Below are 13,856 nucleotides of genomic sequence, written 5' to 3' on the forward strand. Positions count from 1 at the left end.
CCGCAAACGCCATGCCAGTATCCGAAAGCGGCACCTTGGTGCCGCCTTCAGGCGCTCAATTGCTCAGCGCTGTCTGGTAGCGATCGTCACGGTAGAACAGGTGCACGCCAATGCGCGCAGTGTTTGTGAACGTGCGGCTCCAGCGCGGTTTCACCGCAGTGGTGTGGTAGTAGGTTGCACCCTCGGTCAGCTCGGTCTTGAACCCGTCCAGCGCCGCCCGTGCCACCTTGGCTACCCGCTGATACGCCTTTTTCTCGTGCACCACTTCCTTGTGGCCATCACAGGTATAGGTGAACTGGCACTGGTACTTGCGCCCGGTCCCCTGTTTGATCACCCCGCACAGGGTGTTCGGGAACTGCGCGCTCCGGACCCGGTTCAGAATCACCTCCGCCACCGCGAACTGCCCTTTCACCGTCTCGCCGCGCGCCTCGAAATACAGCGCTTCGGCCAGGCAGGCGAATTGCGCATCGCCCTTGGCTTCCGGCCGGGCATCCAGCCAGGCGTTGCTGTATTCCACTTCCGTGCGTGTCTTGCGGGTCTTGAAAGGGTTGGAGCGGAAGCCAAAGAATCCGCTGAATTTCCGCGCAGGAACCGCGCTCAGACTGGCCTGCTCACGCTCGATCAGCGCATCCAGGCCGGTTTCCGCGGCAACACTCTTACCCATCGTGATGGTGGCAGCCATCACGGCAATCATAGTCAACAATTTCATTCAGGGTTCCCCCGTCCTAGCAGCTTGCGCCAGGTTCCCCTGGCACATGCGATCGCACCCCTTAATGGAAATGGTTCGAAACGTCCAGCTTTCCAGCCGCAACCGCAAAGCAGTGACCCCCTCCCAAGCCGCCGGTGTCACCCCGGCCGCGGCTGGATGCCCCGGTTTTTCTTAATATTTAGTATAGGTTGGAGCGATCTGACCGGTCTTGCCGGAAATTGCAAGCTGTGCGGCAGCAAGCCGCGCAACCGGAACCCGGAAAGGCGAGCAGGAAACATAATCAAAGCCCGCATCGCGGCAAAACGCAATCGATTCGGGGTTGCCGCCATGCTCGCCGCAGATCGACAGCGTGATGTCCCCGTTCTCCGCCCGTCCGCGCTGAACCCCCAGTTTCAGCAGCTCCCCGACGCCATCGGTGTCCAGCACGTGGAACGGATCCTCCGGGAACACCCCCTGGTTGACGTAATCCGACATGAACCGCCCGGCATCATCGCGCGACAGCCCATAGGTCATCTGGGTGAGGTCATTGGTGCCAAAGCTGAGGAACGACGTATGCGGCGAAATCTCTCCTGCCCTCAGCGCCGCCCGCGGCGTCTCCATCATCACCCCCAGCCGGTAGGTGAAATCCTGGCCGCGCTCGGATTTCACCGCCGAGGCAACGGCATCCACCCGCGCTTTCACCAGCTCCACCTCGCGCTTGGCCGAGACCAGCGGGATCATGATCTCCGGCACCACCGGCTCGCCCTCCTGCGAGGCCTCCAGCGTCGCCTCAAAGATGGCGCGCGCCTGCATGTCGTAGATTTCCGGCACCGTGACCCCCAGCCGCACCCCGCGCAGGCCCAGCATCGGATTGTACTCGCCCATCTCCTCGACCCGGCGTGTCACATCGCTGACCGGCAGCCCCAGCGCTTCCGACAAGTCCCGCTGGCCGGTCTTGGTGGCGGGCAGGAACTCATGCAGCGGCGGGTCGAACAGACGGATGCAGACCGGCAAGCCTTCCATGATCCGGAACAGCTCGCGGAAATCGTCGCGCTGCATCGGCAGCAGCCGCTCCAGCACTGCCGCCCGGCCCGACGGGGTTTCGGCAAAGATCATCTCCCGCATCACCGTCAGCCGGCCGGGCTCAAAGAACATATGCTCGGTACGGCAGAGCCCAATGCCCTTGGCGTTGAATTTCCGTGCCGTTTCAGCATCTTCCGGAGTGTCGGCATTGGCACGGATATCAATGTCGCGCACTTCGTCCGCCCAGGCGAGGATGGTCTGCAAAGCGCCATCCTGGGCCGCTTCCAGCATGTCCGGCTGGCCCGCCAGCACCTCGCCGCTGCTGCCGTCGATTGTGATGATGTCACCGGCCTTGAACATCCGGCCGTCCTCGCCGCCCAGCATCTTGCGCTTGCTGTGGAATTTCAGGTTCGACGCGCCGACGATGCAAGGCAGACCCAACCCGCGGCCGATCACCGCCGCATGGCTGGTCATCCCACCCTTCTCGGTCAGCACGCCTGCGGCGGCATGCATGCCGCGCACATCTTCCGGCGAGGTCTCCCGGCGCACCAGGATGCAGGCCTCGCCGCGCGACGCACTGGCCTGCGCTTCGGCGGCGGTAAAGACCAGCTTGCCAGTCGCTGCGCCCGGGCTTGCGGCAATGCCGCAGCCGATCACGTCGCGCGCGGCATCCGGCGCCACTTGCCGGTGCAAGAGCTCGTTCAGCATATGCGCATCGAGCCGCATCAGCGCCTCTTCCTGCGGGATGATGCCGTCCTCGGCCAGCGCCACCGCGATCCGCACCGCCGCCCGCGCCGTGCGCACCACCCGCACCCCGTCCAGGATATGCACCCGGCCGTTCTCAATCACAAACTCGACCTGCATCTCCTCGCGCAGCCGCTGCCGCATCAGCGCCGCATGGGTTTTCAGATCGGCAAAAGCCTCTGGCGCCAGTTCTTCCAGCGACAGCCCGCGCGCGTCCTTGCCCAGGTACAGCGCCTTGGCCCCGGCGCCCAGCGCATCGCGCCCCTGGCTCTGGCTCAGGTAACGCCCGGTCAGCTGCGGCTTGCCGGTGGCGGAGTTCACCAATTGCAGCACGCCCGAGCCGCATTCGCCCTGGCCAACACCGGGGATCATCTCCTGCACCACCAGGCCCAGCCCCGCATCGGCCGGCGCGCCCTTGGCCTGGCGCAGCAGCCGTGCCGAGGTGCCCTCCCAGGCCCGCGCCATCGAACGCAGCACCGCCGCCAGCTGCTCTTCCGGGTCCTGCGGGAACTGCTCATCCGTCTCCGCCTCATAGGCGTGCAGGATCTCGGTCAAGGCATCCGGCCCGCCATCCTCGACATCGTCGAACACATCCGGATCCAGCCGCGCCACATGCACCGCATAAGATTGCACAAACCGCAGATAGAGCGCCGCTGCGGCATCGCGCCCCAGGCTGTCGCACAGATCCACATAGCGCGCATCATTCATGCCAATGTTGAGGATCGCCCCCGGCCCGCCCCAGTCCGGATCTTCCGAGGAGGGCCGCACGCACAAGAGCGCCTCCGGGTCGAATTCGCCCAGCACCGCCGGCAAATCCGGCATCTGCCCTTCGGCAATGGCATGCACCGCGTCAAAAGACAGCGCCACCGTGCGCGGCACCGGCAGGTCCAGCCGCACCAGCCGCTGCAGGCATTTCGCCCGGCCGCCATGAGAGGCGGTGGCAATCGGCGCAGTCGAAGTGATCAGCGAGGCCGGCGGGGTCTGTACGAAATCTTTCTGCACTGCAGCACGTCTCCTTTGCCTGTCACCATAAGGCTGCAGCGCAATGGCGCAAGGGTCTTGTAACAGATTGCTGACACCGCAGGCGGCCCGGCAAAGAAAAACCGGCCTTTCCGGGTGGAAAGGCCGGTGCCTCCGGCGGGAGTGTGAGGGCCGTCCCGGAAACCGTCCGGGGGACGGTTTCAGGGCCGAACGGGCGGAGCCCTTAGCCAGAAAGAAGCAGCGGGGTTTCCGCTTACCCCTCAACCTTGGTGAGATCCGCCACCTGGCCGCAGACCTGGCGGATCTGGCTGAGCAGATTCAGGCGGTTGCGGCGGACAATCTCGTTCTCCGCATTGACCTGCACCGCCTCGAAAAACGCATCAATGGGGGCACGCAGGGCAGCCATGCCCCGCATGGCCGCCGCGAAATCTTCGGCCTCGATGGCCGGAGAGATCGCAGCCCCGCCTGCCTCCAGCGCGTCGAACAGCGCCTTCTCACTGTCGTCCTCGGCAAACTTCCGGTCGGCGCCAAAGGAGTATTCGACACCGTCCTTCTCCTCGGCCTGGCTGAGGATGTTGCTGGCGCGCTTGAAGCCCTGCAGCAGGTTCTCGCCGTCGCCGGTCTTCAGGAAGTCCTCCAGCGCGCGGGCGCGTTTGACCAGCAGCGACAGGTCGTCGTTGCCCTCCATCGCGATGCAGGCGTCGATCACGTCATGGCGGATGCCCTGATCGCGCAGGAAGACCTTGAGGCGGTCGTGGAAAAAGGAGAGCAGGTCCGCAGAGGCGGACGCAGTCACCGCATTGGCAGCCTCGACCTGATGCGCCATGTCATGCACGCGCTTCTTCGCGGCATCCAGCTCCTCACCGGACGCGTCTTTCTCCGCAGCCTTGGCTTCCAGCAGCGCCCCCTGCCACTCGGACAGTTTCAGCAAGGTCTGCAGCGCCGCCTCGAAGCTTTCCTTCAGGTTCAGCCGCAGATCGTTCTCCAGCACCAGGCGGATCACCCCCAGCGCCGCGCGGCGCAGCGCGTAGGGGTCCTTGGAGCCGGTGGGTTTTTCGTCAATCGCCCAGAAACCAGTCAGCTTGTCCAGTTTCTCGGCCAGCGCCACCGCAACCGAGACCGGTGCGGAGGGCACATCATCCGACGGGCCCAGCGGCGCGTAATGCTCCTCGCTGGCCTGTCCAACCCCGGCCGGCAGCTCCGCCGCATCGGCATAATAGCGGCCCATCAGCCCCTGCAGTTCCGGGAACTCAAACACCATTTCCGAACAAAGGTCGCCCTTGCAGGCCTGCGCCGCCATCAGCGCCAGCCCCGGATCCGCATCCACCTTGGGCGCCAGCATATACGCCAGCGCCGCAATGCGGTTCACCTGATCGCCGACTGAGCCCAGCTGCGCGTGGAAGGTCACGCTCTCCAGCTTCTCCACCCATGGCTCGAACCCATGCTCCTTCACCGTGCGCAGGTCGTTCTCCCAGAAGAACTTGGCATCGGCCAGACGCGCCGACAGCACCTTCTGGTTGCCCGCCAGGATGGTAGCGCCATTGTCCGCGGTCTCGCGGTTGGCAACGGTGATGAACCGTTCGATGCGGCCCGTTTTCGGGTTTCTGACCGAGAAAAACTTCTGGTGCTCCTTCATCGAGGTCTGCAGCACCTCCGGCGGCAGTTCCAGGAATTCTTCGTCAATCGCGCCCATCAGCACGACGGGCCATTCGACCAGCCCTGCGACCTCAGCCAGCAGGCCGTTGTCCTCAACCACGTCCAGCCCGCTGGCAAAGGCCTGATTGGTCGCCTCCTGCCAGATCGCCTCGGCCCGCTCGCGGGCGTCCAGCACCACATGGGCGCGCTTCAGCTTGGCGGCGTAATCATCAAAACCGGTGACGGAGATCTCCTCCGGCGCCATGAAGCGGTGGCCGCGGGTGGTGTTGCCCGACTTGATGCCGTCGATGTCCAGATCCACCACGGTGGCGCCCGCCTCATCCGACAGGATGCAGAGGATCGAATGCAAGGGCCGCACCCAGCGCAACGACCCTGCACCCCAGCGCATGGATTTCGGCCAGGGGAAGTTGCGGATGGTGGCTTCCAGCACTTCGGCAATGATCTCCGCCGCCGGGCGGCCCGGCTTTTCGATCATCGCGAAATAGACCGAACCCTTGGGGGTCTCGCGCTCCTCCAGCTGCTCGCAGGTGAGGCCCGCGCCGCGCAGGAAGCCTTCGATCGCCTTGTCCGGCGCGCCGACCTTGGGGCCCTTGCGCTCTTCGCGGATGGTCGGGCTTTCGGCCAGCAGGCCGTCCACCGCCAGGGTCAGGCGGCGCGGTGTCGACAGCGCCGCGGCCCCGGCATAGGTGAGGCCCGCCTCGACCAAACCGTCGGTCACGCGTTTTTTCAGGTCCTCCGCCGCGCGCGTCTGCATGCGGGCCGGGATTTCCTCGGAAAACAGTTCAATCAGCAGATCGGGCATCAGATATCCTCGGGCGTGGCCGCGCGGGCGGGCGCAGCAGAAAATTCAGAAATGGCGGGCATGGGGCGAAGGCTCATCAGTTGCCCTCGCCCGCCTCAGGCCGGGGCGGGCATTCCTCGCCCACCACGGTGCCGTCATAGGCTTTCTGGCCGCAGTCATTCAGCTCATGCCAGACATAGCCGCGGCCCTCATCGGTGACGGCGACAATGCGATCGACACCGTAAGAGATGTTCTTGACCGACAGAAACGGCTTGGCCGAGCCGTCCGCCAGCTTGGCACCGATGGCAGCAGCATCGAAACAGTCGAACCAGTCCGGCGCATTGCGCGGCTCAACCTTGTCCGACAGGATAAAGACCTGCGCCAGCTCATCCGGCGACACTTTGGTGGTGAAACAGGCGCGGTAACGGATGGGCGAGCTGTCGGCGTCAATCGCCTCGAAGTCCGCATAGGCAATCGGCTGGCCCTCGCCGCCGTCCAGCGGCACCAGCACCACGTCGCGGCCGGGCTGCAGCGCGACCTCATCATAAAAGCCATAGACCTGCAGGTAATACATCGCCCCCCCAGCGGCGAGGCCGGAGACGATCAGGATCAGGGCAAGGAATTTCCCCATAGTATGCCGCCCCCTGCTCAGGCCGCGCTCTCGGGCGCGTAGCCGCCGGCCTCGGTCAGCACAAAGGCATCGGCGCATTGCTTGGCCAGCGCCCGGACACGGCCGATATAGGCCTGGCGCTCGGTGACGGAAATCACCCCGCGCGCATCCAGCAGGTTGAAGATGTGGCTGGCCTTGATGCACTGGTCATAAGCCGGGTGCGCCATGATAATGCGCTTGCCGGTTTTCGGGTCCTGATGCTCCTCAGCCAGGATGGCCGCGCATTCGGTCTCGGCCTCCTCGAAATGGCGCAGCAATACCTCGGTGTTCGCGACGTCAAAGTTCCAGCGGGCGTATTCTTCTTCGGTCTGCTTGAACACATCGCCATAGGTCAGCGGGATCATCGCCTCCGGATCGTTGAACGGCATGTCCATCACATGGTCGACACCCAGCACATACATCGCCAGGCGCTCCAGACCATAGGTCAGCTCGCCCGAGACCGGGTGGCAGTCATGGCCGCCGACCTGCTGGAAATAGGTGAACTGCGAAACTTCCATGCCGTCGCACCAGACCTCCCAGCCCAGGCCCCAGGCGCCGAGCGTCGGGCTCTCCCAGTCGTCCTCGACAAAGCGGATGTCATGCAGCGCCATATCAACGCCAATCGCCTCAAGGCTGCCCAGATACAGCTCCTGCAGGTTCGGCGGCGATGGTTTGATCAGCACCTGGTACTGGTAGTAGTGCTGCAGCCGGTTCGGGTTTTCGCCATAGCGCCCGTCGGTCGGGCGGCGCGAGGGCTGCACATAGGCCGCGGCCCAGGCCTTGCTCCCCAGCGAGCGCAGTGTGGTCGCCGGATGGAACGTGCCCGCGCCGACTTCCATGTCATAGGGCTGCATCACCGCGCAGCCTTTGGCGGCCCAGTAATTCTGGAGCCTCAGGATAATCTCTTGGAAGGAGCGCGGCGCGCCGTTGATCTGGGTCATCTGTCATCCCTGTTAGGGCTGCAATTGCGGTGATTGGTCTTTGCAATGCCACGAAAATGGCACCAATAGCGCCATAGAAATGGCATAGACAGGGTCATATGCAAGGCTATAGGCAGGGTCAACGCCCTCTGCCCCTCTGGTTCACGCCTTCCGGACCGCACTTTGCCCCCAATCGGCAACAAAATTGCACAAATGCGGCAACAGGTCGGGAATTCCCCGCCAGATCAGGAGTTCCCTTTACGCTCGCAAAATGCTTAATCTCCGCACCAAAGAATAAGAGTTCGCTGGGATACGAGGCCCTGACAATGAAAAAACTGATTGCCGCTCTGGCCCTGCCGCTGATTGCGCTGGCCATTGCGTTCGCTGCGCCGGTGTCTGCGCAAAGCAGCCGCGACGCGGTCTGGATCCAGATCGCCGCCCGGCCCTCCCTGCGCGAGGCCGAGACTGAAGCCCGCACCTATGCCGCCCGCCTGCCCGATGTCTCGGGCTATGCGCTTGGCGGCGGCTGGTACGGCGTGGTGATCGGGCCCTACGCCCGTGAAGACGCCGAACGCGTGCTGCAGGTCTACCGCGCCGAAGGCCAGATCCCGCGCGACAGCTTCATCGCCTTCCGCCGCAACCTGCGCAGCCAGTTCTACCCGGTGGCGGCAGATGCCACCCAGCCGGTGGAACCGGCCCCTGCCCCGGCAGCGCCCGCGCAGACAGAGCCGGAACCGCAGCAGCAGGCGGCCATTCAGACCACCCTGCCCGACGAGACCCCGGCAGAGGCCCGCCGCAGCGAGCGTGCGCTCAGCCGCGAACAGCGGATGGAACTGCAGGTGGCACTGAAGGCGGCCGGGTTCTACACCTCCTCGATCGACGGCGCTTTCGGGCGCGGCACCCGTGCCTCGATGAGCGACTGGCAGGCCGCCCGCGGCTTTGAGCCGACCGGCGTGCTGACCACCGCCCAGCGCCAGGTGCTGATGGATGAATACAACGCGCCGCTGATCTCTGTCGGCATGGCCCGGGTTGAGGACGCCAAGGCCGGCATCGCCTTGCAGATCCCGGCGGGTGAGGTCGGGTTCGACCGCTATGAATCGCCCTTTGCCCATTACACCGGCACAGGCGATCTTGGCGCCCAGCTTTTGCTGATCAGCCAGCCCGGCGACAAGCGCACCCTGTTCGGCCTCTACGACATCCTGCAAACGCTGGAGATCGTGCCGCTGGAAGGCCCGCGCCAGCGCGGCAGTGACAGCTTCACCATCGAAGGCCGCAACGATAAGATCGTCTCCTTCACCCAGGCCAGCCTGAAGAACGGCGAAGTGAAGGGATTCACCCTGATCTGGCCCGCAGGCGACGAAGACCGCCGCGCCCGTGTGCTGGCGGCAATGCAAGCCAGCTTCACCCGTCTGGACGGCGTGCTGGACCCGGCTGAGGGCGGCGATGCCGTGCAAAGCATCGACCTGGTTTCCGGTCTGGACATCCGCAAGCCGAAACTGTCGCGCTCCGGTTTCTTTGTGGACGGGAGCGGCAGCGTGCTGACCACCTCCGATGTGGTGGCCGGCTGCACAAGGATCACCCTGGACCACGGCTACCAGGCAGAGGTTGCCGCCAATAACACCGCCGACGGCATTGCCATCCTGAAGCCCGCACAGGCGCTGGCGCCTGCCGCGGTGGCCGGCCTCAGCACCGCCTCGCCGCGGCTTCAATCCGAGGTCGCGGTCTCCGGCTTCTCCTATGAGGGCGTACTGGGTGCTCCCAGCCTCACCTGGGGCAAGATCGCCGACGTCAAAAGCCTGGACGGCAACACCGGTGTGGCCCGCCTCGATCTGGCGGCACAGCCCGGCGATGCCGGCGGCCCGGTGCTGGACAGCACCGGTGCGGTGCTGGGCATGCTGCTGCCGCGCCAGATCGAAGGCAAGCAGCTGCCGGAAGGCGTGAGCTTTGCGGTCAACGCCGAAGCCATCCGCGGCGCCCTCAGCGCCGCAGGCCTCAGCGCCGCCGAACAGAGCGCCTCCGCAGGCAGCCTGCCCAATGCGGCAATCACCCGGCTTGCTTCCGGCATGACCGTACTGGTCAGCTGCTGGGAATAAGCGCCGGGCCCCTGCAGGGCCATCCGCTTCCAAAATCATCAGCCGGTGCGTTCCCCGCACCGGCTTTTTTCTGCCGGCCAGAGAGTTTTCACACACTACGGCGAAGTGCTCCCGCCCGGCTTCGGGCCTGTTCAGGCCCTTCCCCCGTTGGGCATGGCACCGCACCTGGGTGCGGTGCCGCGCCGCGCGGATGCGCGGCGCCCGGCCCAAGGCTGCCAAGGGGGCTGGCGCAGCCAGGCACCTGCGGGCGCGGGAGCCTTCCGCCCGGTGCCGGGCGGCCCGGTTCACCAGGTGGAAATCAATAAGGATGAATACGGCCGTCCCAGGTGTGGAAACAGCCGGAGGTCTCCACAGTCAGGACCTCGAATTCATTGATCAGCCCGGCCACCAACTCCTCGACCGTGATGTCGCCCTCATCGCCGCCCATATCGGTGCGCACCCAGCCCGGGTGGTAAATGCCCACCGCGATCCCCTCAGGCTGCAGATCGGTGGCCAGGTTGCGGCCGATATTCAAGGCCGCCGCCTTGGACGCGCGGTAGGCATAGCTGCCGCCCGGCGCCCGCGCCTGGCTGGCCATCTGCGACGACAGAATGGCGATCTTGGGGTTTTTCGCCAGCCGCAGGTTCGGCAGCATCGCCTGCACCGTCAGGAACACACCCGTCACATTGGCCGCAAGCGTCTTGGCCCAGACCTCGGCCGAATAATCCTCCAGCCCCATCGCCTTGTCGATATAGACCCCGGCGTTGCACACCAGCAGGTCCACCGGCCGGTCCTTGATCTGGGCGGCAAAGCGCGCTTGCTGGCCCGGGTCCGACACATCCAGCCGCACGCCCGAGGAATGGTCGCGCGAGGTGCCGGTCACCTCATAGCCGGCCTCCTGCAGCCGCTTCACCAGCTCCTTGCCGATCCCGCGGCTGGTTCCCGTCACAACTGCATGCATGCCTCAGGCCCTTCACTTCGAATTACGTCAGTTTGATTTCCGGCCCGGGCGGAACGGCAGCGGCATCACCGGCACGCCCTCCTCGATCAGCTCGCGCGCGTCTTCCAGCCGGGCCTCGCCATGAATGGCCCGCTCCGGCGCCTCGCCCAGATGCATGGCACGGGCTTCCTGCACAAAGCTGTCCCCGACATAGTCGGAGTTTTCCTCGACCTTCTTGCGCAGATCGGCAATCGCCTGCTCGACCTCCCCGGACGGGCGGCTGAGCATGCCCGGACCTGCCGGAGCAGGAACCGGCGCAGGGACCTGAGCAGGCGCCGGGGCCGGGGCCGCTGCCGCCTGCCGCTCCGGCTCGCCCACGCCGGACACCGCCTTGCGCCCGGGACGCACCCGCGGTGCCATAATGGCTTTCTCAACGCTGGTGCCGCCGCAGACCGCGCAAGAGACCATCCCGGCCGCTGCCAGCTTGTCGAACGCCGCCGCCGACTGGAACCAGCTGTCGAACGCATGGCCGTCCGCACATTTGAGGCTGTATTGAATCATGCTTTCCCTCTTAGCAGGAAAGGCTGATTAAATCTCCATTTGAGGCAAGTGCAAGGCCCCTTGGCGCTCACCCCCCGGCTCCGGGGCGCGCAAGCCGCATCCGCAACCGGGCCGCCAGCTCCTCCTGCGGCACATCGGCCTCCACCGCCAGCCGCCTGAGCCCGAAATGCACATGCGCCATTTCCCGGTAATAGCCCGCAAACACATAGTTGATGGTTGCGCCCGCCACCGCACCCGCCACCGGCACCGCCTGGGCGGCCAGCTTCTGCCCCAGCACCGCCCCCAGTTTGGGCGCCACCTGGGCGATCAGCTTGTGCAAGCCCCCCGGCAGCCCCAGCCGCACCGAGACAAAGCCCAGATCCGCCCCGTCATCCTCCGCCAGAGGCCCGGCCGACGCAAACACCTGGATGCAATCGAAGGTCACGCTCTCGGCCTCGGGATCAAAACCCTCGGCAGCGGCCGCCCCCTGAATGCTCCGCAGCAGAAAGGCCGTGGTCGCAGGCAGTTCCACCAGCGCTCCCGGCAGGCCCGCAGCACCGCCTGCCGCGCCCATGGCAGCGCTCACCACCCGGTCGACACCCGGCCTTTGGTCCGGCACCAGGCGGCGCGACCGGCTGGCGCCCTTCATAGCAAGCCGAAGCGCGGATTCCGCGGCTCCTGTCAGCCCCTCCCGCACCGGTGCGGGCAAACGTTCCAGCAGGCTCTCGCCGCTGCCGCCCAGCTTGTTCAGCAGGTCAACGCCAAATCCGCCGGCCGCACGGTACCGCTTGGCCAGCGCGTCCAGCTCGGCTTCCACATCCTGCGGGCTCATGTCCCGCGCCGTTGTCAGAATATCTGCCACATGTGCCTCCTCTGCCCTCTCAAAGATCGGCAGCAAGAGGCCTGATTTCAACCCTGCCAGCGGGCGACCTGGCCTTGAATGCCCTGCCAGGCACCGTCTTCCAGCGCCAGCCCCAGCACCCGCTCCGGGTTGGTCGGCGGCGGCATTTCCACTCCGGAAAGCTTGGTAAATCCAAAGCGCCGGTAATAGGGCGCATCGCCCACCAGCATCACCCGCGCCCAGCCGGTTTCCCCGGCCTTGGCCAGGCTGTCGCGAATCAGCGACCCGCCCAGCCCCTCGCCCTGCCGGGTCGGGTGCACCGCCACCGGCCCCAACAGAAGCGCAGGCGCGTCCCCGATCAGCACCGGCCAGAACCGGATCGCCGCAGCCAGAATGCCGTCGCTGTCGCGCGCCACCTGGCTGAGGCCCGCCACCGGCGGAACCCCGTCGCGCAGGCGGTAGGACGACAGCGCCTCTCGGCCCGGCGCAAAGCACAGGTCATACAGCGCCTCAACCTCCCACCGGTCGTCCGCAGTTTCCGCTGTCAGCTCGATCACGCCGCCAAGTCTCCGCCCCTCACCACGCCGCAGTCTCCGCCAATTTCCCCTGCAGGCTGGCGTTTGGCCTAACACGGGCGTAAGCCTTGGGCAAACACCTATAGACCAGAGCAGGACCCCCGCATGTTCTACCGCCCCGAGGACGGCCACGGCCTCCCCCACAACCCGTTCAACGCCATCGTCACGCCGCGCCCGATCGGCTGGATCTCCTCGCGCTCGGCGGACGGGGTGAACAACCTGGCGCCCTACTCTTTCTTCAACGCGGTCGCCTATACCCCGCCGCAGGTGATGTTTGCCTCCACCAGCAGCAAACCGGACCAGGAAGGCACCAAGGACTCGGTTGCCAATATCGCGGCCACCGGCGTCTTCTGCGTCAACGTGGTCTCCTATGCGCTGCGCGATGCGATGAACGCCAGCTCCGCCGCCCTGCCCAAGGAGGCGGATGAATTCACCCATGCCGGCCTGGAGGCGGTGGAATGCGAGACCATCGCCTGCGCCCGCGCCGCCGCCGCCCCCGCTGCGCTGGAATGCCGGCTCACCCAAATCGTCACCCTGCCGGGCGAGGCCAACAAGGTGGTGTTCGGCGAGGTCACCGGCGTGCACCTGCGCGACGATTGCCTGAAGGACGGCGCCTTCGACGTCACCGCCTTCCAGCCGCTGGCGCGCCTCGGCTACCGCGACTACTCGGTCGTGCGCGACCTGTTTTCCCTGTCCCGCCCCGGCGAGTGAGGCCCGCCATGCCGCTTCCCGATCCCCGCAAACGCAATCCGATCCTCCTGCCGGACGGCACGCCCCACGCGGGCACGGTGATGCTGTCCCAGGTGCTGGATCACCCCAATATCCAGGCCGGAGACTATTCTTATGCCTCCGACTTCAACCCGCCGGACAACTGGGCGCAGCACCTTGCCCCCTACCTGTTCCCCGGCGCCCGCGAGCGGCTGCAAATCGGCCGCTTCTGCCAGATCGCCCATGGCGCGCGCTTCATCACCGCCTCGGCCAACCACGCCCAGGACGGGCTTAGCTGCTACCCCTTCCCGGTGTTCGACCCGGGCCAGATGGCGGGCTACCAGCCCGACACCCGCGATACCACCGTCGGCAAAGACGTCTGGATCGGCTTCAACGCGCTGATCCTGCCGGGCGCCCGCATCGGCGACGGTGCCATCATCGGCGCCGGTGCGGTGGTGCGCGGCACGGTGCCGCCCTATGCCATCGTCACCGGCAACCCCGGCGCCGTGCAAGGCTTCCGCTTCCCCAAACCGCAGATCGCCCGCCTCCTCAGCCTCAAATGGTGGGACTGGCCGCCCGAACTGATCACCCGCGCCGAACCCGCCCTGCTGTCCGGCGATCTCGACATGCTCGAAACCCTCGCCCCCGACTGACCGCACACCCGGCCCTTGCTGGTCCGGAGCCGCCGTCGCCTGAGGCCGGACGGGCATCGCCCGCAGCGGCGGGCCAGCAGAATTG

General features: G+C 66.0%; 12 protein-coding genes. 3 read left to right on the forward strand and 9 right to left on the reverse strand.

The window, feature by feature from the left end:
* Positions 1-55: 55 nt before the first annotated feature.
* The 5 genes from ACXAEH_RS09840 to ACXAEH_RS09860 all read right to left on the reverse strand — a co-directional run bounded on the left by ACXAEH_RS09840 (position 56) and on the right by ACXAEH_RS09860 (position 7,463).
* A complete protein-coding gene (locus tag ACXAEH_RS09840) occupies positions 56-709 on the reverse strand; it encodes a cell wall hydrolase (RefSeq protein WP_475032372.1) in 654 nt (217 codons plus the stop codon).
* Positions 710-880: 171 nt separating this feature from the next.
* Positions 881-3,457 carry a putative PEP-binding protein gene (locus ACXAEH_RS09845; protein WP_475032374.1) on the reverse strand — a complete coding sequence of 859 codons (2,577 nt, stop codon included), beginning with the start codon at positions 3,455-3,457 and terminating at the stop codon, positions 881-883.
* A gap of 232 nt (positions 3,458-3,689) precedes the next feature.
* A complete protein-coding gene (gene glyS, locus ACXAEH_RS09850) occupies positions 3,690-5,894 on the reverse strand; it encodes a glycine--tRNA ligase subunit beta (RefSeq protein ID WP_475032376.1) in 2,205 nt (734 codons plus the stop codon).
* A gap of 76 nt (positions 5,895-5,970) precedes the next feature.
* The gene (locus ACXAEH_RS09855) at positions 5,971-6,504 is read right to left on the reverse strand and encodes a DUF6446 family protein (protein ID WP_475032378.1); all 534 of its coding nucleotides are present in this window, start codon (positions 6,502-6,504) and stop codon (positions 5,971-5,973) included.
* Between the two features lie 17 nt (positions 6,505-6,521).
* Positions 6,522-7,463, reverse strand: coding sequence for a glycine--tRNA ligase subunit alpha (locus tag ACXAEH_RS09860; protein ID WP_475032380.1), 942 nt, complete (start codon positions 7,461-7,463; stop codon positions 6,522-6,524).
* A 305-nt stretch (positions 7,464-7,768) separates the two neighbouring features.
* Here ACXAEH_RS09860 and ACXAEH_RS09865 point away from each other — a divergent pair, with 305 nt between their 5' ends.
* Complete coding sequence (locus ACXAEH_RS09865; protein WP_475032382.1) at positions 7,769-9,535, forward strand: trypsin-like peptidase domain-containing protein; 1,767 nt, start codon at positions 7,769-7,771, stop codon at positions 9,533-9,535.
* A gap of 298 nt (positions 9,536-9,833) precedes the next feature.
* Here ACXAEH_RS09865 and ACXAEH_RS09870 read toward each other — a convergent pair whose 3' ends face one another.
* From ACXAEH_RS09870 to ACXAEH_RS09885, 4 genes are all read right to left on the reverse strand, one after another.
* Positions 9,834-10,475 (reverse strand): SDR family oxidoreductase, encoded by a 642-nt coding sequence (locus tag ACXAEH_RS09870; RefSeq protein ID WP_475032384.1) that lies wholly within the window; start codon positions 10,473-10,475, stop codon positions 9,834-9,836.
* Between the two features lie 27 nt (positions 10,476-10,502).
* The gene (locus ACXAEH_RS09875; RefSeq protein ID WP_475032385.1) at positions 10,503-11,015 is read right to left on the reverse strand and encodes a DUF1178 family protein; all 513 of its coding nucleotides are present in this window, start codon (positions 11,013-11,015) and stop codon (positions 10,503-10,505) included.
* A 67-nt stretch (positions 11,016-11,082) separates the two neighbouring features.
* Complete coding sequence (locus ACXAEH_RS09880) at positions 11,083-11,856, reverse strand: EcsC family protein (RefSeq protein WP_475032387.1); 774 nt, start codon at positions 11,854-11,856, stop codon at positions 11,083-11,085.
* A 47-nt stretch (positions 11,857-11,903) separates the two neighbouring features.
* Positions 11,904-12,392 (reverse strand): GNAT family N-acetyltransferase, encoded by a 489-nt coding sequence (locus ACXAEH_RS09885; protein ID WP_475032389.1) that lies wholly within the window; start codon positions 12,390-12,392, stop codon positions 11,904-11,906.
* A gap of 123 nt (positions 12,393-12,515) precedes the next feature.
* Here ACXAEH_RS09885 and ACXAEH_RS09890 point away from each other — a divergent pair, with 123 nt between their 5' ends.
* Positions 12,516-13,121: a flavin reductase family protein gene (locus ACXAEH_RS09890; RefSeq protein WP_475032391.1), complete on the forward strand. Its 606-nt coding sequence runs from the start codon at positions 12,516-12,518 to the stop codon at positions 13,119-13,121.
* Positions 13,122-13,129: 8 nt separating this feature from the next.
* The gene (locus ACXAEH_RS09895) at positions 13,130-13,771 is read left to right on the forward strand and encodes a CatB-related O-acetyltransferase (protein WP_475032393.1); all 642 of its coding nucleotides are present in this window, start codon (positions 13,130-13,132) and stop codon (positions 13,769-13,771) included.
* The last annotated feature ends 85 nt before the right edge of the window (positions 13,772-13,856 follow it).

This window comes from Leisingera sp. ABM4_060 (genome assembly GCF_056158765.1).